The sequence below is a fragment of the Verrucomicrobium sp. GAS474 genome (assembly GCF_900105685.1).
GTDB lineage: Bacteria > Verrucomicrobiota > Verrucomicrobiia > Methylacidiphilales > GAS474 > GAS474.
Window position 1 is genome coordinate 2701129 of record NZ_LT629781.1, and the last position, 20936, is coordinate 2722064.

The following is a 20936-nucleotide window of genomic DNA, read 5'->3' on the forward strand; positions in this document are numbered from 1 at the left end:
CCTGTATCCTAGCCCAAGTGAAAATCCTCGTAATCGACGTCGGCGGAACGCATGTGAAGGTGAAGGCGACGGGGCTCCCGAGCCACCGGGAGGAGATCAAGATCGATTCGGGCCCCGGGATGACGGCCCGCCGGATGGTCGCGGCGGTTCGCAAGGCGGTCGCGGGGTGGAAGATTGACGCTGTCACCATCGGTTATCCCGGCGCGGTCCTCCACGGGCGGATCGTCAGCGAGCCCCACAACCTTGGCTCCGGCTGGGTCCGCTTCGATTTCAAGAAGGCCTTCGGAACCGCGAAGGTGAAAATCGTCAACGATGCCGCGATGCAGGCCCTCGGCAGCTACGAGGGGAAGGGGAAGCGGATGCTTTTCCTCGGCCTCGGCACCGGCCTCGGCTCGGCGATGATCGGCGACGGCGTCCTCGAGCCGATGGAGCTGGCTCATCTCCCCTTCAAGAAGGGAAAGACCTACGAGGAATACGTCGGCCTCGCGGGCCTGGAACGGCTGGGGAAGAAGAAGTGGCGCAAGGCGGTGGCCGAGGTCGTCACCCAGCTCAAGGCGGCGCTGGCCGCCGATTACGTCGTCCTCGGCGGCGGCAACGCCCGGCTGCTGAAGACCCTCCCTCCCGGCGCGTGGCTGGGCGACAACGAGAATGCCTTCCAGGGCGGCTTCCGGCTCTGGGAGAAAAAGGGGATCTCGCTCTCGGGAACCCGTCGATGAATAGGCCCGCGGAAGTTAAATAATCGATCCCCCTCCGTCTTTATGAACTTCGATCCCGCCGACCCCTCGACGCCCCATCTCGCCTACAACATGTTGATCGGCCTGGTCGCGCCCCGGCCCATCGCTTGGATCACCAGCTTCGACCTGGAGGGGAAGATCAACGCGGCTCCGTTCAGCGCCTACAACTACGTGGGGACCGAGCCCCCCATCGTCGCCATCGGCGTCGGGAACCGGCCCGGCCCGGGCGTGATCGGGAAGGACACGGCGCAGAACATCCGCGCGACGCGGGAGTTCGTGATCAACGTCGTCGACGAGACCCTCGCCGAGGCGATGAACCTCTGCGGCGTCGAGTTCCCTCGCGGCGTGAACGAGCTCGAGGTCGCCGGCCTCACGACGGCTCCCTCGGCGGTGGTGAGGGTCCCCCGCATCGCCGAGGCCCCGGCCGCCCTCGAATGCCGCGAGATCACGACGATGGAGATGGGACGCTCCCGGATCATCCTCGGGGAAGTCGTCTCCTTCTACGTCCGGGACGAGTTCGTCGATCCCGCCGGTCCCTACGTCCTCTCCGAGAAGCTCCACGCCATCGGCCGGATGAACGGGCGCGGCGCCTACGTGAAGACCCGCGACGCCTTCTTCACCATCCCCCGCCTGAGCTACGACGACTGGAAGAAAAAGAACGGCCAGTAACGCTCAATAGGCGAGGGTCATGCCGAGCGACCAGCGGCTGGAATGGGGATCGCCCGTGTCCCGCAGCTGGATGCCGTAATCGGCGTGGAAGGAGAGGTAGTTCCCGAGGTTGTAGCGGATGCCGGGGCCGACGCTCGCCATCGGGATGGCGTTCTTGGCCCGCCCCGCGTTGTCGGTGAGCGTGTCGCGGTGGGAGCGGGCCTCGCCGATGTCGAAGAAGCCGAGGATCTGGAGCTGGTCCCGAGCCTGCTTGGGGACGACGTTCGCGCCGAGGAGGTCGGTGAGGGAGACGGGGGGGAGACGCAGCTCGTTCCGCAACGTCCAGCCCTCGTCGGTGCCGGAGAGATCGTATTCGCTGTAGCCCCGGATCGATTGCGCCCCGCCGAACTGGAGTTGCTCGCTCGGCAGGAGGGGGCCGTCACTCACCTGCCATTGGAGGTCGTGGGCGAGGGAGAAATTCCAGGGGAGGTTCGTCTGCCGCGAGAGAGCGAGGCGGAGGTAGGTGTAATCGGGCGAGGCCCCGGAACGGACCGCGTTGTAGGCCTCGTGGTTCTGGTGGCCCCAGACGCTGTTGCCGCTCCAGTAGAGCTGGGGATTCACCGTCGTCGTCCCCAGCGGATCGGTGATCGTCCCGCTGTAGGAGAGGACTTCCTGGCCGACGTCGACCGTCGAGTTCGACGCCGGGATCGAGCTGAATTCGAGCGAGTTCTGGGACTGCTTCCAATCGTAGCCGAGCGTGACGCTGTGGCGGTAGACCCCGGCCACCTCGGGAAGGGGGATTTCGTAGCGGGCGCCGACCTGGTCGCCCGCGCCCCGGATGTCGAGGGGGCCACTGACGGCGTGGCTGGTGGAGAGGGCACCGAAGAAGGTGAGGGTGTGGTGCCACGGCAGCGGGATGACCCAGGAGCCCGAGTGGCCGACGAAGGCGGTCCCGTCGCCGCTCATCGTGTATTGGTAGGAGAGGAGCTGGTTCTGGAGGAAGGCGTTGCCCCAGTTGAAGCCCGCCTCGTAGCGGTCCTCGCCCGTGATGGCGTTGCCGGTGTTCTCGTAGCCGGTGTAGAAGCGGAAGGGGAAGCGGTCCTCGGTCCGGAGGGTGATGTCGGTGGTGCCGACGTCGCTGCCGGGGCTGAAGACGGCGGTGCTTTGGTGGAAGGGATTCTGGTTCACCCAGTTCACGTCGGAGGCGAGGCGGTTCGTGCTGATCGGCTCGCCGGGGCGGAGGCGGACGCCGGAGACGAGGAGGTCCTTGGAGAACCAGCGGGTCCCCTCGGCCTCGACCTTGCCGACCCGGCCCTCGATGAAGACGAGCTGGAGGACGCCGTTCGTGATGTCCTGCTGGGGGACGACGACGTCGACGACGGGCCGGTCCTGCGCCCGGCACCAGACGACGACGTCCCGCACGAGGGCGCTGAGACTGGCGAGCGAGAGCCGCTTCCCGAGGTAGGGGGCGACGACGGCGTCGAAATCGTCCCGCTGGAGCAGCGGGATGCCGTTCGTGACGACGCCGCCCCGGGCCTCGGGCTGGGCGGCGACCTTTCCCGCCGCGTCGACGAAGACGACGGCCTGGAGCTTTTCGACGAGGAGCTTCGTGTTGTCGTTCTCCTCGGGGAGCGGCTTCTCCATCATGAAGGCGGGGAGCGTCGCCATCGGGGGGAGCTTCGGCTGGATGCTCGAATAATCCTGCGCGCGGAGAGGGGAAAGGCCGCCGAGGAAGGCGAGGGCCAAGATCCAAAGACCCGTCTGGGCCCCTTTCGGGCTTTTTTTTAAGATAAGCGTCATGATTTTCTGGGAAGTAAAATGGAAGAGGAAGGGAGTCCCCGATCAATGGCCCGCCCGGGCGGCGACCTCGCTGCTGGAGGTGCCGTAGATCAGGTTCGGGAGATACGAATACCAGTTGCCGGAGGTCTGCCCGGCGGGCGGCTGGGCGTAGGAGATCGTCGAGGGGAGGCCCGGGGCGTGGATCACGGCGGCGGTCTTGCTCCCTTTTTTGGCGGTGGCGGCCGAATCGTCCTGTTTGCCGACGGTCACGGTGTCGCCGTCGGAGGAGAAGGGCGAGGTATCGCCGAAGTCGGCCGCGTCGTCCTTCTTGGCGAGGGCCTTTGCCGTCTTGGCCGCGGTGGCGGTTCCGTTGGCGGCGGTGGCGGGGTTCTGGACCGTGGCCGCGGTCGAACTGGCGGTCGCCCCCGTCGTGGCGGCGGTGGTCCGGACCTGGACGGTCTGGCCGTTGGAGAGGGGGGCTCCGGTGATCGTCAGCGCGGAGGCGTTGCCCGAGGCCTGGGTGAAGGTGTAGTTCCCGTTGTTCGCCGTAAGGCCGCCGCCCTTGATCGCGGCGGTGAGGCTGTCGGTCGTCTTCGTCGCCGTCGAGGTGAAGGCCAGCGTCCCGGTCGTCGCCGTGGCCTGGGTCTGCCCGAGGACGAAGCCGGTGACGGTGCCGCCGAAGGCGGGGTTGGCGGTGCCGTAGGCGCGGGTGCTCCGGTTCGCGGTGTAGGTCAGGATGGCGGGGTTGATCAGGTCGATGCCCGCCAGGTAGGTGATCGTGTAGTTGGTCAGGCCCGATCCGACCGCCCCGGAGGCGGTGATGGCGTAGCTGCCGACATTCGCCGCCGCCGCCGTGCCGGAGCTCGACAGCGTCACCGAGTTCACGGCGTCGCTGTTCTTCAGGCCGGTGACGGCGTATTGCGTCAGAGTCTGGGCGGTGCCGTAGGTCTTGGTGAGGTCGGAGGCCTTGATCGTGAGGGAGGCCGTGTTCACGGTGTCGGTTCCCGCCACGTAGGTGATGGTGTAGTTGGAGAGGCCGACGCCGGTCGCCCCCGAGGCGGAGAGGGTGTAGGCGGCGACGTTGGCCGTCTTGGCTGTGCCGAGGCTGCCGAGGGTCACCGAGTTCACGGCGTCGCTGTACTTCAATCCGGTGACGCTGAAGGCGGAGAGGGTCTGCTCGCTCCCGTAGGTCTTCGAGGCATTGCTGGCGGTGATCGTCAGGGGGGCCGTCGTGATGGTCTCCAAGGCGCTCTGGAACTCGACGGTGGAACCGGCCTTGACCGTCGCGGTGGGGACGATGAAGTTCGTCGTCCCGGCGTTGACGTTGCTCCCGCTCAGGGCGAGGGCGACGCTGCCGGTGATGTAGGTCGTCAGCGTGCCGCCCGCCGAGGTGTAGCTGGTGGAGAGGTTGGGGGCCGACCCGTAGGTCACGCTTTGGGCGCTGGCGATGACGGCGGCCTGGGTGAGGGGGGACTGCCATTGGAGGTAGGGGAGGCCGCCGTTCACCTGGCCCGCGCTGGTATAGCCGTTGAGGCCCCAGGTGCCGGTGAGGGGGGTGAAGGTCCAGCCGGTGCCGAAGCTGGAGGAGAGCTCCATCTGCGCGAGGGTGAGGCCGGAGGAGGTGGAGGCGGCGCTGGCGTTGACGATCGTGCCGGTGGTGGTGCCGGAGACCGACTCGTAGGCGTAGCTGTTGGCGAGGGTGCCGGTGTTGGTTCCGGCGATCGGGCCGATGGTGGTCGTGACGCCCCCGGCTTCGCTGCCGACGGCGTAGGAGTTCGAGATCGCGGCGCTGTTCGTCCCGGCGAGGCCGCCGACGGTGGCGGCCGAGGTTCCGGAGACGGAGGCCGAGGCGAAGGAGAGGCTGATGGTTCCCCCGGCATTCGATCCGACGAGGCCGCCGACGTTCGTCGCGGTGTTCCCGATGACCGTGCCGGTGATGTAGCTGGCGGTGATCGTCCCGGTGTTCTTCCCGACGAGGCCGCCGACGAGGCTGGCGCTCTTCGTCGAGGTCACCGTTTCCGAGGTGAGGCCGAAGTTCGAGAGGGTGCCGCTGTTCGCGCCGATGAAGCCGATGTTCGTGTCGGTCGCGTCGGTGAGGGTCAGGCCGCTGATCGTGTGGCCGAGGCCGTCGAGGTAGCCGGTGAGGGAGGCGATCGGATCGGCGGTGTAGGCGGCGGTGGGGGCCGAGACGCTCGCGCCCAGGGCGTAATTGCCGCCGGGGGTGGTGTTCACCGCGCTGATGAGGTTCGCGGCGGTGGTCACGACGGTGTAGGTGCGGAGGCTCCCCGACTTGCCGATCTTCAGCGCCGTGGTGCTGGCGGGGAGGGTGATGGAGGATGCCCCGCCGAGGGTATACCCGGCGGTCGTCAGGCCGTTGCTGCCGTAGCTGAGGGTCAGGCCCGCCGAGGCGCTGGAGGCGGTGATGTTCGCGTTGACGTAGATGCTGTTGTAGGCGTCGAGGATCAGGCTGCCGGTGCCGGTCCAGGTGATCGCCGAGGCCACGGTGATGTCGCCGGAGCCGCTGGCGGTGGTCCCCGACCCGGAGGTGGTGGTGGCCGTGGTCTGCTCGGTGACGTTGGTCCCGGTGTTGAGGGCGGTGACGATGGTCGCCGCCGCGGTGGCGTCGATCGTGAGGTTGGTCGGGTCGATCAGCCATTCGCCGCCCGGGGCGGTCTGGATGGTGCCGAGGAGTTCGACGCTCTCGCCGCTGGTCTCGATGTGGCCGCCCTTGCCGTCCTGGTTCTGGGCGGTGATCGTCCCGGTGTTCTTCGTCGTCCCGCCCTCGGCGAAGAGGAGGACCCGGCCGTCGACCGTGGCGGAGCCGGTGGCGCGGATGATGCCGCCGTTGTTGATGGCGAGGGCATATTCGTTCCCGCCGACGGCCTTCAGGGTGGCGACGGCCGCCTCGATCGTCCCCGTGTTGGTGACGGTGCCCTGGCCCGAGGCGGGCTGGATGAGGACCTTGTCGTTGCCGCTCGCCGCCAGGAGGACGTCGGTCGCTCCCGCGAGGCCGATGGTGCCGCCGGGGGCGGCGAGGGTCCCCTTGTTCTCGACTTCCTTCGCGATGAGGTAGATGTCCCCGCCGTTGACGCTGATGTTGCCGAGGTTGGTGATTTTGCCGGTGCTGTTGCCGGAGAAGCGGAGATTCCCGCCCGCCAGGAAGTCGCTGTCGGAGACGTTCAGCGTGCTGGCGAGGAAGCCCGCCGTGTTGACCGTGCTGCCGGCGTTGAAGACGATGCCGTTCGGGTTCAGGAGGAAGACCTGGCCGTTGGCCTGGATCGAGCCGGAGATCTGCGAGAGGCTCCCGCCCGTCACCCGGTTCAGGATGGCGCTGGTGGAGGAAGGCTGGATGAACTTCGTGACCTCGCCCGCGCCGACCGAGAAGCTGTTCCAATTGACGACCGCCCGGTCGGTCGATTGGGTCACGGTGACGGTGTTCCCGGAGGAGGCGATCGAGGCGGCTCCCTGGGCGACGGTCCCTCCCGAGGGATTGGCCCAGGTGCTGCCGGTGAAAAGAGTGAGGAGGAATCCGACCTGGAAACTCCTAGTCCGCGAAGAGTGAATCTTCATGCAATAACGATGAATAGGACGTTTAGCGGAAAGAGACAACGGAAATGGGGGAACAGGCTAACCAAATATTACTCAGTAATTTATCGATGATTTACCTAATGCAATAAATAAAATCTAAGGGTATAAGCCTATTGCCAATAAGAGCTAAGGTCCTTCCCGGGACGATCGTCGTTTGACAGGAAAAAGGGGTGTCGGATGATCGTCGCCATCGGCGTCGGGAACCGTCCCGGCCCGGGCGTGATCGGGAAGGACATGGCGCAGAACATCCGCGAGACGCGGGAGTTCGTGATCAATGTCGTCGACGAGACCCTTGCCGAGGCGATGAACCTCTGCGCGTCGAGTTCCCTCGCGGCGTGAACGAGCTCGAGGTCGCCGGCCTCACGACGGCTCCCTCGGCGGTGGTGAGGGTCCCGCATCGCCGAGGCCCCGGCCGCCCTCGAATGCCGCGAGATTACGACGATGGAGATGGGCCGCTCCCGGATCATCCTCGGGGAAGTCGTCTCCTTCTACGTCCGGGACGAGTTCGTCGATTCCGCCGGTCCCTACGTTCTCTCCGAGAAGCTCCACGCCATCGGCCGGATGAACGGGCGCGGCGCCTACGTGAAGACCCGCGACGTCTTCTTGACCATCCCCCGTATCAGCTATGAGGAATGGAAGAAAAAGTAAGCTTCAAATTTAATATTTTGTTTTGCTCTAACTAAAATGAAAATGCTCCTATTCTGTTGTGTTTCAATTTGGAGCACGTTAGAACGATTGGAATGGGATCAATCACGACCAATGGCGCGGGCGAACTTCTTCAATTTAATGATGCGAGCCAACTGCCTGTCGATTTAGATATCGATGGGCATGTCTTCACAGGCGATGGGTCTGGGCTGATCAATCTTCCCGGGAGTAATATCACTCCTGGTTCCGTGAGTATTGTGGCTTTGGATGCGAGCGGTTCGCCTTCTTCGACAACTTTCTTAAGGGGAGATGACACATGGGCCACCGCTGTGACGAGTGTGGGTCTTTCCGTTGCACCCGTTCTTGGTACGGTTTCGGGTTCGCCAGTCACCGGCAACGGAACGCTGGCTATTGCAGCGCCAATCATGAGCGCTGGCACTTTCATTGCGGCGCCCTCAAGCGGAAGCGGTTCGGCAATCGCCCGATCTATTTTGGGTTCGGATATCGAAGGGGTTCTCTCCGATGCTATGGATCTGGCCTTTGGGTCCTCGCAAGGTAGCATTCTGCAGCGGGATACTACTGGTTGGGGTATTCTCACTCCGGGATCTGCGGGGCAGGTGTTGCAGACGAATGGTGTCAGCGCCAATGCTTCTTGGGCGGGCCGGGCTGGAGGAGCATTGGTTCAGGTTCCTGTGAGGCAAACAGTGCTTTCGGGCGTCGCAAATGCCTCCGGTCAGGCGAACTTTATCACCACCGGGTCTGGATTGCAGCCGGGGGTTAATACCACTGCGGGGTCCACTCCCTTAACGTTAGCTTTTGCCGCCGGGTTCGGTTCTTTCGGAAGTGTTGATTATGTGGAGCAGATTGTCTCCGATCAATCGACCTACTGGGGGTCTCTTACGGCCAATGTCTTTTCCTATTTGGCGATCACCCGCACTGGTGTTGGTGCGATTTCCCCCTATGTGACCCTTGCGCCTCCTCAGTATGATTATGCTTACAATCAGTCTGCGCAGGCGTCTCTTTCTTTAAATAATATCAGCACAGATGATTTTGGTAATTCCTGGACAAATACGAGTGTTACTTTTTCCAATGTTTCACCTGCTATTTCGGGAACCTATTTCGGATCTTTCAATGGCTCTTCTTCTAGAATGGCTGGAACGGGGTTCATATCACTTGGAAATGGAGGGTGGTCATTACGCGGATGGATCAAATCGACTTCCTTTGCTGCAGATAATGGCCTTTTTGGTCTAAACAATGTTTCGGGTTATGGTGCCAATATTTTCATCAATACTTCAGGAAAACTTGTCGTTGGACTTAGTTCCAATGGTTCTTCATGGGATATTGCCAATATTACCGGCACAACGGCTCTTTCGGTTAGTACGTGGTATTTCGTCGAACTGACCTATGATCCCATCGCAGGAAAGTATTTCACCTATATCAATGGGGTTGCCGATGCCGGATTGACCATTGTTTCGACGAGCAAAATCGGTGCTGTTATGGTAGCTAATTTTGGAGCCGTTAATTTTGGGGGAACCAATAAGTTTCTCTCTGGAAATGGGCAAGGGTTTGAGTTCCTGCCTTATTGCCAACATCCGAATGGAATAACTTATTCAGTGCCGACCTCGTTATCGCTTATTACCGCCAGTGGCTATGCGTCGGATTGGTTCGATTTGACGACTATGACGATGAAAAGCATTTTGGGGGCGTCCATCAGCCCGGGAACCAACCCAACGTTCACCCAGGTCAATCGTCTTTATGTCGGAGAGGCCACGACAGGGACGAGTGCCGTTTCTGCCGTGGTCAGCTATGCCTTCCAAGGACAATATGACAGTGGTTACATCACCCCTCTCCCTGGGCCGGGAACAGCCATGTCTAAAACGCATCATATCGGTGTTTCTCAGCTCATTCCTATTTTCAAGGTAAAATGCCTTACTTCGATTCAGGGATATAGCGTGGGAGATGTGGTTTGTGATTTCTTCACAGAAACGGCGACGCAATACAACACCCAGTCCAAATGGTACAATGCCGTAGCGCTGGGACTTACCGTAGGCTCGGGGCCAAGTGTTTGGGATGTCATTAATAAATCGAACGGTGCATTGAATTCCCTGCCTGCAGACAGTTTTGCCTATGCCTTTTCTGCCAAAAGAAGCTGGTAACTAAGAATCGGTTGACAGCGTCCCGGGCTGAAGGATGGTACCTCATGGTACCTATTTTCGCGGCGCGGTGGCGTTTACCGGCATTGGGTTTCGGTCTCGGATTGGCCTTCGCCCTGGCAGCGGGGAGCGCCTCCCTCTCGGGTGCTCCCGCGCTCCCGCCTCAGCCGGTCGACGGGCGGTTGATCCCGGCTTATCAATCGGACCGGATTTGGAACGGCGTGACGTTGACGGGCGGCGGGCGCGTCTTCGTCGCCTTTCCCGGCGATGGGCCGGGGATCCAGCTGGGCGAGATCAATGCCGACGGCAAGGCGGTCCCTTATCCCGATGCGGCCTGGAACGGCTGGATCGCTGGGCAGGACCAAGCCCAAGCTCCCAAAGCGGCCTTCGTCCACGTCAACGCCCTCCGCATCGGGCCCGACGGGAAACTCTGGGTCGTCGACGCCGGGGCTCCCGGCATCGGCAAGGCGGCGGTACCGGGCGGGGCGCGGTTGATCCGCTTCGATCTTGTGAAGAACGCCGTCGAGCAGATCTACCCTCTCCAGGCCGGGGTGAAGCCGAAGAGCTTCATCGACGATTTCCGCTTCAACGGAGAGAACGTCTACCTCACCGATGCCGGGGAACCGGCGCTCCTCGTCCTCAACATGCGGACGGGCGTCGTCCGGCGGTTGCTCGACGGCGATGTCTCGACGACCGACCATCGGCCCGTGATGGCCGACGGCAAGGTCCTGCGGGACGAGAAGGGGAAGCCGGTCTGGATCCATGCCGACCAGATCGAGGTCGCCCCCGACGGCCACGAGGTCTATTACCAGCCCGCCTCCGGCCCGATGTCCCGCATCGCGGCCGGATGGCTCGACGACTCGACCCTCGATCCGGCGACGATCGGCACCTACGTCGAGCCCTGGCTCGATACGCCGACCGCGGGCGGGACGGCCATCGACGCCGAGGGGAGCATCTACCTCACCGACCCGAACCACCGCCGCATCCTGAAGATCGCGCGGGACAAGACCGTCACCACGCTGGTCGCCGATCCCCGGCTGATCTGGGCCGACGCGCTCTGGATCGACCACGACGGCTTCCTCTGGATTCCCGCGACCCAGATGAACCTGGGCAAGGGGCTGAACAACGGGAAGAGCGAGATCCGGTACCCGGTCTGGATCTACAAGATGAAGATCGGCGTCGGCCCTGCGCCGAACGATCATTCGTGAGGAGGGAGAGCACTCCCGGTCTTGCAATTTTGGCCTCTTCCTTGCGCTTTGCAGGGGGAGGGGAGACCGGGCGATTTTTCTGCGGTGTCAGTATTTCATTGAGAGCAAGGGGATTACGAAAAGAGGCCGGGATGGGGCACGGGTTCTGCACCTCCAAGGGTATGAAAAAGCAATATCTGGGGGTCCTCCCCGTCGTCGGTCTCCTCGCTCTTTCCCTCGCCACGGGAGGGTGCCAGCGGAACGATAATCCTCCTCCTCCCAAGCCGATGTCGGTCAGCCCCGCGCCGGTCTCCGACACCTACAACACCTCGACCAACACGACCAATTCCCCCTCGGGCGCAAGTTCGGTGAAGGGGAGCGTCGCTCCCGGCGAGACCAACCCGCTGACCTCGCCGACGTCGAGCTCGGCGGCGAACTCGCAGTCGGCCTCCTCCTCGGCCAAGGGTTCCGTCGCCCCCGGCGCGCACTAGCCGCTTAGAAACACCGCCTTCCCAACCGCAGGCGCATGGCTTCCCAAGCGGGGCCATGCGCCTGCCTGGTTTGCCGCTTTTCGCGTCGGTGGAAAGAGGGGCGATCTTGACCCTTGCTGTCTCCTGGGACAGTTTTCTTCGCAATGCATTCCCTTGCCCGCGTATGGCTTCCCGGCCTTCTTCTCCTCGGCTTCGGAGCAGAGCTGGCGGCGGCGGCAGAGGCGGCGTTGCCCATCGCCGACGCAGGCCTGGGGAAGACGCTCTTTCAGCAGAGTTGCGCGATTTGCCACGCGGACACTCTCAGTGTCGGGGATGCGCAGGTCGTGCGGCTGGGCCCCGGGCTCGTCGGCGTGATCGGGAGGCGCGCCGGCTCCCTTTCCGGCTTCGCGTACTCGAAGGCCCTCACGGCGTCCGACATCAGTTGGGACCTCTCCACCCTCGATCGCTTCCTCGCCGCCCCGGCCACGGTGGTTCCCGGCACCACCATGCCGGTTTCCGTTCCGAACGCGGACGACCGCCGCAATCTCATCGCCTACCTCGCCACGTTGAAGGCCCCGCCGGCTCCTTCCTCTCCGCCCAAACCCGTCCCGGCCGCCTCTGCGCCTCCTGTCAGCGATCCCAACGACTGGCACCATGCCGCCCCCGGCGTCGCCCACCACCTCACTGTCGCCGATCTCCCCGCGCCCTACAGCACGGTCTCCTCCGGGAACGGTCCGAAGGTGGTGACGCCGCCTCCCGGCACCGTCCCCGCCGTGCCGCCGGGCTTCACGGTCCGGCAGTTCGCCTCGGGCTTCTCCAATCCCCGCATCGTGCGCGTCGCTCCGAACGGGGACATCTTCATCGCGGAGACAGGCGCCGGGCGTCTCCGCGTGTTGCGGGCTGCCGACGGCGCCGATGCCCCCTCGGAAAACCAGATCTTCGCGACCGGCCTCGACCGGCCCTTCGGCATCGCCTTCTATCCGCCCGGTCCCGACCCGCAGTGGCTCTACGTGGCGAACAACAACGAGGTCGTCCGCTATGCCTACCATAACGGGGACCTCCAGGCGGGCGGCCCTCCCCAGATCATCGTGCCGCTGCTGACGCAGAGCAATGGCGGCCATACCACGCGGGATCTCGCCTTTTCCCGGGACGGGAAGCGGCTGTTCATCTCGATCGGTTCCGGGTCGAACGTCGCCGAATCGATGACCCTGAAGGATGCCGACGCGATCCGCGCCTGGGAGGCCGATCACGGCCTCGGCGCGTCCTGGGACGGCGAGACGAATCGCGCCGACATCGTGGTGACCGATCCCGAGGGACGCGCCCCCCTGCGCGCCTTCGCCACCGGCATCCGCAACGCCGTCGGTATCGCCGTGAACCCGGAGACGGGCGACCTGTGGGCCTCCGTCAACGAGCGCGATTCCCTGGGCGACGACCTGGTTCCCGATTACATCACCCGGGTGAAGGAAGGCGGCTTCTATGGCTGGCCCTGGTATTACCTCGGCAATCACGAGGACCCCCGCCACGCAGGCCGGCGACCCGACCTCGCGGGCCGGGTCCTCGTTCCCGACGTGCTGGTGCAGGCCCACTCGGCTTCCTTGCAGATGACCTTCTATCCGGCGGCGGGCAGGGAGACGGAGGGGAGCGCCGCCTTCCCCGCCGCATATCGCGGAGACGCCTTCGCGGCCCTCCACGGCTCGTGGAACCGGAGTTCGCGCACCGGTTACAAGGTCGTCCGCGTCCGCCTGAACCACGGGGTTCCCACGGGGGAGTACGATGACTTCCTCACCGGCTTCGTCGTCGACGAGAAAAGCGTCTGGGGGCGTCCGGTGGGGGTGGCCGTCGCCCGGGACGGAGCACTCCTCGTGACCGAGGACGGAAACGGCACGCTGTGGCGCGTTTCCTACGGCGCTCATTGATCGACGCTGCAAAATGGGCCCGATTTAGAACGCGGCCACGACAGTGCCGTGCGATGCTTTCGAATGAGGAAAAGAAAAAAGCTCCGATCTTCTCTGGCGAGAAAGACCGGAGCCAACGGGGCTCGAACCCGCAACCTCCGCCGTGACAGGGCGGCGCTCTAACCAATTGAGCTATGGCTCCTTAGCCGCGCGCTGCTCGGGGGTTGATTCCAGAGCCTCGCGGGAGGTTCAGACGATATGGAAATGGCGTGCGGAGGCAAGAAGATTTCTGCCGTCGCCGCGTTTTTTTTGCACCGCTCCTGAGGGAGCGGGCGCGATCAATAAATGATGGCGCTGTGGATGGTGTGGCCCTTGAGTTTCTCGCGTCCGTGGAGGGCGGAGAGCTCGACGAGGAAGGCCAGCTCGATGAGGTTGCCGCCGGCTTCGGTGACGAGCTTCGCGGCGGCGGCGGCGGTCCCGCCGGTGGCGAGGACGTCGTCGAAGATGACGACGCGTTCGCCGGGCTGGACGGCACCGTCGAGAAGGGTGAGGGTGGCGGAGCCGTATTCGAGGTCGTAGGAGGCTTCGAGGTAGGGCGGGGGGAGCTTGCCTTTCTTGCGGATGGGGATCATGCCGATGCCGAGGACGTTGGCGATGGCGCCGCCGAGGATGAAGCCGCGGGCGTCGACGGCGACGATCTTGTCGATGCTTTTCCGCTGGTAGCGGTCGGTGAAGAGGGTGATGGCGAGGCGGAGGAGCTGGCCGTCGGCGAGGATGGGGCTGATGTCGCGGAAGGTGACGCCGGGAGTGGGGAAGTCGGGAACGGTGCGGATGTTTTCCTTGAGCCGACCGATGCCGCTGCGGAACGAGAGGTTCATTCTATTTTCCTTCCCTTGTCCTTGGTTTCGATGGCCTTCAATATTTTCCGCAGGCCGCCGTTCTGGAGCTGCCGGATCCGCTCGCGGGTGACTTTGAATTTCTTCCCGATTTCCTCGAGGGTCAGTTCCTTTTTGCCGTCGAGGCCGAAGCGGAGGGAGAGGATTTTCCGCTCGCGCTCGTCGAGGAGGGGGAGCTGCTCGCGGACGACTTCGCGGAGGTTGCTGCCCTGGAGGAGGTCGTAGGGGCTGAGGGCAGCCTCGTCCTTGACGATTTCGCCGAGGGTGGCGCTGTCCTCGTCCTGGCTGACGGTGGCGTCGAGGGAGGCGGGGCGGATGGAGGCGGTGCGGAGGTGGGTGATCTTCGCGACGGGCAGCTCCATTTCCTCGGCCAGTTCCTCGTCGGTGGGATCGCGGCCGAATTCTTCCGAGAGGCGCATGGCGACGCGGCGGAGGCGGGCGATCTTGTCGACGAGGTGGACGGGAAGGCGGATGGTCTTGCTCTGGTTGGCGAGGGCGCGCTTGATCGATTGCTTGATCCACCAGGCGGCGTAGGTGCTGAGCTTGCCGCCCTTGGCGGGGTCGAAGCGGTCGACGGCCTTCATGAGGCCGATGTTGCCCTCGGAGACGAGGTCGAGGAGGGGGAGGCCGTAGTTGGCGTAGTCGTGGGCGATCTTGACGACGAGGCGGAGGTTGGCCTGGATCATCTGCTGCCGCGCGGCCTGGTTGCCTTTTTTGATCTTGGCGGCCAGGCGGACTTCGTCTTCTCGGGTGAGGAGGGGGATCTGGCTGATTTGGCGGAGGTAAATCCGCATTCCAGATTCGCTATCGTCCTTAAACATGGCGCGTCAAAAATCGAAGCCGGGGTGTCAGATAAGAGAAAGGCTCGATTTTTTCCGCATTTTTCGGATGAACTCGAGTTCACCCCGGAGTTTGCAGAAAACTTCGTGGGAGACAATAGAAAAGGGTGCTTAATGTAGAGGCAATATTTTCATTTTAAGGGGATTTCAGGGGATTAGGCGATTGAGCCTCTTTTATTCGGCGTGATGGCAGCTGTGGAATGATTTTCGAGGCGTGGGCCACTTCATGAGAAGCTCTCCAGGGGAGGCTTTGCGGTATTCCTCGACGAGGGCGACGAGGCGGTAGGGATCGATGGGATCGGAGTCGGACGGGGCGGTCTTTTTCTTGCTGTTCCGGGAGGTCATCGGGGGGAAGTTTCCCCAAGGATGAATGGGAAAGATTATATTACAATAAATGTAATATAAGGATATTTACTCGGAGGCGGAGGGGGTGCCGGGGGTCAGGAAGCAGATGCCGGTCTCGCCGTAGCGGCGCTGGAGGAGGATGCGGAGGCCAGGCGGCAGGTGGTCGAGCGATTGGCCGCTGAAGTATTCCCAGACGAGGATGCCGTCGGTGCCGAGCCAGGGGGTGATGGCGGCGAAGAGGGGATGGAGGCCGGTGTCGCTCTTGGTCTTGTCGTAGGGGGGATCGGCGAAGACGAGGTCGTAGGGGGTGGGCGGGGTGCGGCGGAGGAAGTCGAGGGCGTCCTGGGAGAGGACGCGGCCCTGGTCTTCGGCACCGACGCCGACGGTGAAGCCGCAGAGGGCGATGTTTTCGGTGATGCACTGGCAGGCGGTGCGGTTCTGCTCGACGAAGAGGGCGCGGGTGGCGCCGCGGCTGAGGGCTTCGAGGCCGAGGGCGCCGGTCCCGGCGAAGAGGTCGAGGACGCGGGCCTCGGGGACGCGGTTGCCGAGGGCGGAGAAGATGGCCTGCTTGATCCGGTCCTGGGTGGGGCGGATCTCGACGCCCCGGCCTTTCGGTACTTTGAGGCGGCGGCCCCCGGCGCTGCCGGCGACGATGCGGAGGTTCATGGCGTCGGGGTGGGGATCGGGCTGCCCGCCGTGGCAGGTGCGGCTGCGGCAGGTTTGGCCTTGGGAAGGCCGAGGCGGGTGAGGAGGTCGCTCTCGGGATTGTCGAGGCGGCCCCGGAGGGTGAAGGGAACGAAGGCGTCGCCGTTCTCTTCCTTGGTGAGCTTCGCGGCGACGGCGGCGGGGAGCCGGGCGACGGTTTCGGGGTGGAAGTGGAGGCGGCAGTCGAGGGCGAGGGTGCCGTCGAGGCCGGCGGCCCCGGCCCCGGTGAGGGTCCAGGCGGCGGCGGCGAGGGAGAAGTCGGAGAGGAGGAGGCGGCCCTCGGAAAGGGTGAGGGTGCCGTGGCAGTCGGTGAAGTCGGGCTGGGAGAGGTCTTTGAGGTTGAGGGCGGTGGCGAGGTCCTCGACGAAGCCGACGCGGATGAGCTGGCCGTCCCGGATGGTGAAGCCGGCGGAGGCGGCGACCTGGGAGAGTTCCCGCGAGGGCCCGCGCCCGGAGAGGGTGAGGGAGAGGGAGCCGGAGAGGAGGTCGGGGCGGCCTGCCGATTTCAGGATTTCGCTGAGTTCGATGCCGGTGCTTTGGAACTCGAAATCGCAGGGGAGGCCGGGGGCGTCGGTCTTCAGCACCAGCTTGCCGGTCCATTGGCCGTGGTAGGCTGTGCCGAGAAGCTTCGTGAGGCTGATGGTGGCCTGGGAGAAGGTGTAGCCGCCCTGGAGGTTGGCCGAGGTGAATTTCCCGAAGCGGAGGGCGGTGGCGGAGAACTGGCCGAAGGCGTTCAGGGAGTCCTGGCGGGGCTCCTGGTCGCCGTTGCCGCCGCGGGAGATCCGGCCTCCGTGCTCGATGCCGTCGAGGAGGACGGCGTCCCGGCCCTCGCGGTCGAGGATGCGGAGGCGGCCTCCGGTGATGGAGAGGGAGGAGAGGGTGAGGGGCCACGGCTGGGGGGCGGCGGCCGGTTCCGGGGTGTTTTCCTTTTCGGTCCCGGAAGAGGCGGGGGCGGGGGTGGCCTGGCGCGGGGTGTGGAGGGGGAGGATGAGGCGGCCTTCGGCGTCTTCGGGGAGGGCGAGGACGGGGTGGTCGAAGGAGAGCTTCGGCAGGACGACGCGGCCGTCGAGGAGGTCGAGGGGGGAGTAGGCGACCTCGACACGGGGGGCCTCCAGCAGGGGGGGGTGGATCGGGGGCTGGCTGGGAGTGGGGCCCGGGTCCCGGACCTCGGGGGCGAGGCCGCCCTCGCCGGGGATGCGGAAATCGAGGATGGTGGTGCCGCGCAGGATGTTGATGTGTTCCATCCCCTTCCACAGGACGGGGGTGCCGAGGGCCCCGGTGGCCAGGGTGCGGAGGCGGGCCTGGGTGCCGGAAAGGCCAAGATAAAAATTGAGGGAAAGCGTCAGGATTGCTACGACTGCGAGGATGCCTAAGGCAATTCGCAGGGCGTATTTGAATAATCCGGCAACCATTTCCGAGTAAGGCATAAGACGCCCCCTGTCCGCAATCCAAATGGAACTCCCCATGTCGATCCCATCGCAACGCTTTTTCCGTCCGGGCGGCATCACGGGGCAATCCCCCCTCCTTTCATGAATCGGACCTGCATCATCCTCAATCCGGCGGCCCGGAGCGAGCGGGCGAAGCGCCTGAAGAGCCAGATCGAGGCCCTGGCCGAAGGGGTGACGATCAAGTACACCGAAGGTCCCGGCGATGCCGAGGCGAAGGCCGAGCGGGCCGTCGAGCAGGGCTATACGACGATCGTCGCCGCCGGGGGAGATGGGACGATCAATGAGGTGGTGAACGGGCTGACCGGCTTCGCCGAGAACGAGGGGAAGGGGAAGCCCGCCGACGTGACCCTCGGTATCCTGCCGATCGGGACGGTGAACGTCTTTTCGATGGAGCTCGGCATCCCTTCCCAGCTGGAGAAGGCGTGGGAGGTCATCACGAACGGGAAGACCCGGCTGATCGACCTGGCCCGGGCCAACGACCACCGGTTCGTCCAGTTGGCCGGGGTCGGTTTCGACGCGCAGATCGTGGCGCGGACGGAGTGGAAGTCGAAGAAGCGCCTCGGCCCGCTCAGCTACGTCCTGACGGGGGCGCAGATCGTCACCGAGAAGCCGCCGAAGATCGTCGTCCGCACTGAGGAAGGGAAGACCTACAAGGGCTCCTTCGTCCTGATCGGCAACGGGCGCTTCTACGGCGGTCCCTTCTCGATCTTCAAGGAGGCGAAGCTCGACGACGGCCTCCTCGACATCTGCATCTTCGAGCAGATGAATCCGCTGGCCCTCGTCTGGTACCTCCAGGGCATCCTCACGGGGAAGCACACCACCTTCCGCGATGTCCGGTATTTCAAGAGCCGCTCTATCCGCGTCGAGTCGGAGGAGCGGGTCCCCGTCGAGGTCGACGGGGAGCTCCTCGGCTTCCTCCCGTGCGAGTTCACCGTCTCGCCCCGCGCCCTGCGGGTGCTGGCCCCCTGAAGGGACGAAAGGCTGAATCCCTCTCGATGAAGACAAAGCCCCGGCCTTCGGTCCCGTCCCCCTCGATCATTCCCGTTCTCTCTCCGGCCTCCGGGCTGAACCTCGGCCTCTTCCTCGATCCGAAGCGGGCGATCAGCCACTTCCTCGGGATCGCGATCGAGAAGAGCGGGGCGACGTGCGGCTCCTTCATCCTCATCAACCCGAACACCGGCCTCCTCGACATCGAGGCGAGCCGGGGCATGCCGCTCCGCATCCGCAAGACGAAGCTCCACCTCGGCGAGGGCGTCACCGGATGGGTCGCCACGACGGGGAAGGCGATGCGGATCCCCGACGTCCGTCAGGAACGGAAATATGTCGCCGTCCTGCCGAAGGTGATGTCGGAACTCGCCGTGCCGGTCGAATACCAGGGGCAGGTCCTGGGGGTGCTCAACCTCGACAGCGTCCACCTCGGCCACTTCACCGAGGAGCATGAGCGCGCGATGCTCGCCCTCGCCGCCGAGGCCGCCGAGTGGCTGAAATACGGCTGGGAATTGACCGCCCTCCGGGTGAAGGATCAGCAGCTGAACGCCCTCGTCCAGATGGGGCGCTCCATCGTCTCGATGACGGGGCTCGAGGAGACCCTCTCCGGCATCGTCGCGAACGGGGCCGGGCTGATGAAGACCCGGGTCTGCTCCCTCATGCTCCTGAGCCAGGACAAGAAGGAGCTGGGGCTGAAGGCGACCTTCGGCGCGGGCGTCCGTTACCAGAACCGGCCCCCGCTGCGGGTCGACGAATCGCTCGTCGGGGCCGTGGTGAAGCGGAAGAAGCCGTGCGTGGTCTTCAACGTCGAGACTGATCCCCGCTATCACGAGGTGGCGATGGCGCGGGAGGAAGGGCTGGTCTCGATGCTCTCCGTGCCGCTGATCTTCGCCGCCGAGGTGATCGGCGTCCTCAATGTCTACACCGACGAGCTCCACCGGTTTTCCAACCAGGAAATCAAGCTCCTCCAGACCCTGGCCGACCTCTCCGCCGTGGCGATCGGGCGGACGCGCCTCCTGACCCGCGTCGTCGACACCGAGGAAAGCCTCCGGCAGAGCGAGCGGCTTTCGGCCCTCGGCCTCCTGGCCGCCGAGGTCGCGCACGAGATCCGCAATCCGCTGACGGTGATGCAGATGCTCTTCCACAGCCTCGTCACCTCGACGCCGATGAACGGGGCGGCGGCGGAGGACGCCCGGATCATCGAGGAGAAGATGAGGCACATGAACCGGATCGTCGACCAGATCCTCTCCCTGGTCCGCTCCGCCGAGCCGATCAAGGAGCCCGTCGACCTCGCCCAGATGATCGACGACATCATCCTCCTCGTCCGCCACAAGCTCCACCGGCAGGGGATCGAGATCCGGCGGGACGCCGACGAGGCGCTCCCCCCGGCGAAGGTCGACCGGGCGCAGATCGAGCAGGCCATCCTGAACCTGGTCCTCAACGCCGTCGGCGCGATGCCGGAGGGCGGGGCGCTCTCGATCGGGACCTCGATCGACGAGGTCGAGGGAGCTTCCTATTTCGTCCTGACCGTGCGGGACAACGGCGTCGGCATGACGGCGACGCAGATCGACAACCTCTTCGCGCCGTTCCTCACGACGAAGCAGCACGGCACCGGCATCGGCCTCGCCATCGTCGCCCGCATCATGGAGAACCACAGCGGTCGGATCGAGGTCGAGTCGAAGCCGAAGCGCGGGACGCGGTTCCGGCTGCTGTTGCCGGTGGGGTAGGGCTGGGGGGAAGGAAGGCGGCGGTTACTTCGCCGCCGGGGCCGTATCGCCCGGGACCGCCGTGTCGGAGAAGAACTTCTCCAGCTGCGGATCCTTCGGGATGCCGAGATCGAGCGCCTTCTGGTAGTGCTTCCGCGCGAGTTCCCGCGAGGGGGGCTTCTGCGTGGCGTAGATGACGGCGAGGTTGAAGTGGGCGTCGCCGAGGGTCGGGTCGATCTCGACGGCCTTGCGGAGCTGTTTCTCGGCCGCTTCCTGCCAGCCCTTCTGAGAGCAGGCAATGCCGAGGTAGTTCCGGGTGCGGGCGTCGTTGGGATCGAGGGTGGTCGCCTTCGTGAGCATGTCGATCGCCTCGTCGAAGCGGTTCTGCTGGTAGAAGACGATGCCGAGGATCGAGTGGGAGAAGGCGTCGTTCGGGTTGAGGCGGATCGCCTCCTTGAGGGCGCGCTCGGCCTCGGGATACCGCTGCTGCTGGAAGCGGACGACGCCGAGGTTCGACCAGGCGTAGAGGCTGTCGGGATACTTCTGGACGATCTTCGAGTAGGCCTCGGCGGCGGCGTCGAACTGGCCGCGGGAGAAGGCGTCCGAGGCCTGCTGGGCGATGGGCCGCATGTCGTCGGGGACGCGGGCCTTCGCGGCGACGTCGGCGGCGGCGGCCGCCGCCGTGCCGGAATCGGCGGGCGCGGAGGAGGCCGCCGGGGCGGCAGGGGCGGCCGAGGTGTTCGGGAGGTCCTTGCGGGCCTCGAAGTTCTGCCCCATCGCGGGGGTCGCCGGATCGGCATCGGCAGCGGGGGCCGCGGTCTGGGAGGGGACGACGGCGGCGGTGTTGATGCGGAGGAGGGCCCGTTCCTCGGGGTTGAGGGCGATGATGGGGGAGGCGAGGATGTCGAGCT

The 20936-nt window shown here is 64.8% G+C and carries 18 protein-coding genes and 1 tRNA gene; 10 read left to right on the forward strand and 9 right to left on the reverse strand.

Translation table 11 applies throughout. The annotated features are described in order from the left end of the window. The first annotated feature begins 17 nt into the window (after positions 1-17). Complete coding sequence (locus tag BLU04_RS11300) at positions 18-716, forward strand: ROK family protein (protein ID WP_093285973.1); 699 nt, start codon at positions 18-20, stop codon at positions 714-716. Between the two features lie 42 nt (positions 717-758). After that, positions 759-1403: a flavin reductase family protein gene (locus tag BLU04_RS11305; protein ID WP_093285975.1), complete on the forward strand. Its 645-nt coding sequence runs from the start codon at positions 759-761 to the stop codon at positions 1401-1403. Between the two features lie 3 nt (positions 1404-1406). Here BLU04_RS11305 and BLU04_RS11310 read toward each other — a convergent pair whose 3' ends face one another. Together BLU04_RS11310 and BLU04_RS11315 are read right to left on the reverse strand one after the other, a co-directional pair. Then, complete coding sequence (locus tag BLU04_RS11310; protein WP_093285978.1) at positions 1407-3182, reverse strand: ShlB/FhaC/HecB family hemolysin secretion/activation protein; 1776 nt, start codon at positions 3180-3182, stop codon at positions 1407-1409. A gap of 42 nt (positions 3183-3224) precedes the next feature. After that, a complete protein-coding gene (locus BLU04_RS11315; protein ID WP_093285980.1) occupies positions 3225-6731 on the reverse strand; it encodes an MBG domain-containing protein in 3507 nt (1168 codons plus the stop codon). Positions 6732-6926: 195 nt separating this feature from the next. On the opposite strand from BLU04_RS11315, the gene BLU04_RS16835 reads away from it, so the two are divergent. The 6 genes from BLU04_RS16835 to BLU04_RS11340 all read left to right on the forward strand — a co-directional run bounded on the left by BLU04_RS16835 (position 6927) and on the right by BLU04_RS11340 (position 13120). Further along, positions 6927-7088 (forward strand): hypothetical protein, encoded by a 162-nt coding sequence (locus BLU04_RS16835; protein WP_197672942.1) that lies wholly within the window; start codon positions 6927-6929, stop codon positions 7086-7088. 102 nt (positions 7089-7190) lie between these two features. Then, positions 7191-7397 carry a hypothetical protein gene (locus tag BLU04_RS16840; RefSeq protein ID WP_231964860.1) on the forward strand — a complete coding sequence of 69 codons (207 nt, stop codon included), beginning with the start codon at positions 7191-7193 and terminating at the stop codon, positions 7395-7397. A 92-nt stretch (positions 7398-7489) separates the two neighbouring features. Next, complete coding sequence (locus BLU04_RS11325; protein WP_093285983.1) at positions 7490-9550, forward strand: LamG-like jellyroll fold domain-containing protein; 2061 nt, start codon at positions 7490-7492, stop codon at positions 9548-9550. Between the two features lie 44 nt (positions 9551-9594). Continuing rightward, positions 9595-10755 carry an L-dopachrome tautomerase-related protein gene (locus BLU04_RS11330; RefSeq protein ID WP_093285985.1) on the forward strand — a complete coding sequence of 387 codons (1161 nt, stop codon included), beginning with the start codon at positions 9595-9597 and terminating at the stop codon, positions 10753-10755. Positions 10756-10916: 161 nt separating this feature from the next. Then, positions 10917-11225: a hypothetical protein gene (locus BLU04_RS11335; protein WP_157895300.1), complete on the forward strand. Its 309-nt coding sequence runs from the start codon at positions 10917-10919 to the stop codon at positions 11223-11225. A gap of 143 nt (positions 11226-11368) precedes the next feature. Next, positions 11369-13120 (forward strand): PQQ-dependent sugar dehydrogenase, encoded by a 1752-nt coding sequence (locus BLU04_RS11340; protein ID WP_157895301.1) that lies wholly within the window; start codon positions 11369-11371, stop codon positions 13118-13120. 107 nt (positions 13121-13227) lie between these two features. Here BLU04_RS11340 and BLU04_RS11345 read toward each other — a convergent pair. The 6 genes from BLU04_RS11345 to BLU04_RS11365 form a co-directional block, all read right to left on the reverse strand. Beyond that, positions 13228-13301: transfer RNA gene (locus tag BLU04_RS11345), tRNA-Asp, on the reverse strand. A gap of 136 nt (positions 13302-13437) precedes the next feature. After that, on the reverse strand, positions 13438-13977 hold the full coding sequence (locus tag BLU04_RS11350) for an adenine phosphoribosyltransferase (protein WP_093285989.1): 540 nt from the start codon (positions 13975-13977) through the stop codon (positions 13438-13440). Beyond that, positions 13974-14789 carry an RNA polymerase sigma factor RpoD/SigA gene (locus tag BLU04_RS11355; RefSeq protein WP_231964861.1) on the reverse strand — a complete coding sequence of 272 codons (816 nt, stop codon included), beginning with the start codon at positions 14787-14789 and terminating at the stop codon, positions 13974-13976. Before BLU04_RS11355 ends, BLU04_RS11350 begins: the two co-directional genes overlap by 4 nt. 219 nt (positions 14790-15008) lie before the next feature. Further along, a complete protein-coding gene (locus tag BLU04_RS16545; protein WP_157895302.1) occupies positions 15009-15179 on the reverse strand; it encodes a hypothetical protein in 171 nt (56 codons plus the stop codon). A 66-nt stretch (positions 15180-15245) separates the two neighbouring features. Beyond that, entirely contained in the window at positions 15246-15845 is a 600-nt protein-coding gene (gene rsmD / locus BLU04_RS11360; RefSeq protein WP_093285995.1) for a 16S rRNA (guanine(966)-N(2))-methyltransferase RsmD, read from the reverse strand. Then, the gene (locus BLU04_RS11365) at positions 15842-17296 is read right to left on the reverse strand and encodes an AsmA-like C-terminal region-containing protein (RefSeq protein ID WP_093285998.1); all 1455 of its coding nucleotides are present in this window, start codon (positions 17294-17296) and stop codon (positions 15842-15844) included. The genes rsmD and BLU04_RS11365 overlap by 4 nt, the downstream gene beginning before the upstream one ends. A 117-nt stretch (positions 17297-17413) precedes the next feature. On the opposite strand from BLU04_RS11365, the gene BLU04_RS11370 reads away from it, so the two are divergent. Next, positions 17414-18301, forward strand: coding sequence for a diacylglycerol kinase family protein (locus BLU04_RS11370; RefSeq protein ID WP_093286000.1), 888 nt, complete (start codon positions 17414-17416; stop codon positions 18299-18301). A 26-nt stretch (positions 18302-18327) separates the two neighbouring features. Continuing rightward, positions 18328-20046, forward strand: a complete 1719-nt coding sequence (locus BLU04_RS11375) for a GAF domain-containing protein (RefSeq protein WP_093286002.1) — start codon at positions 18328-18330, stop codon at positions 20044-20046. A gap of 24 nt (positions 20047-20070) precedes the next feature. Here the strand turns inward: BLU04_RS11375 and BLU04_RS11380 are convergent, their stop codons facing one another. Next, the gene (locus tag BLU04_RS11380) at positions 20071-20802 is read right to left on the reverse strand and encodes a tetratricopeptide repeat protein (protein ID WP_093286005.1); all 732 of its coding nucleotides are present in this window, start codon (positions 20800-20802) and stop codon (positions 20071-20073) included. Positions 20803-20936 lie beyond the last annotated feature (134 nt).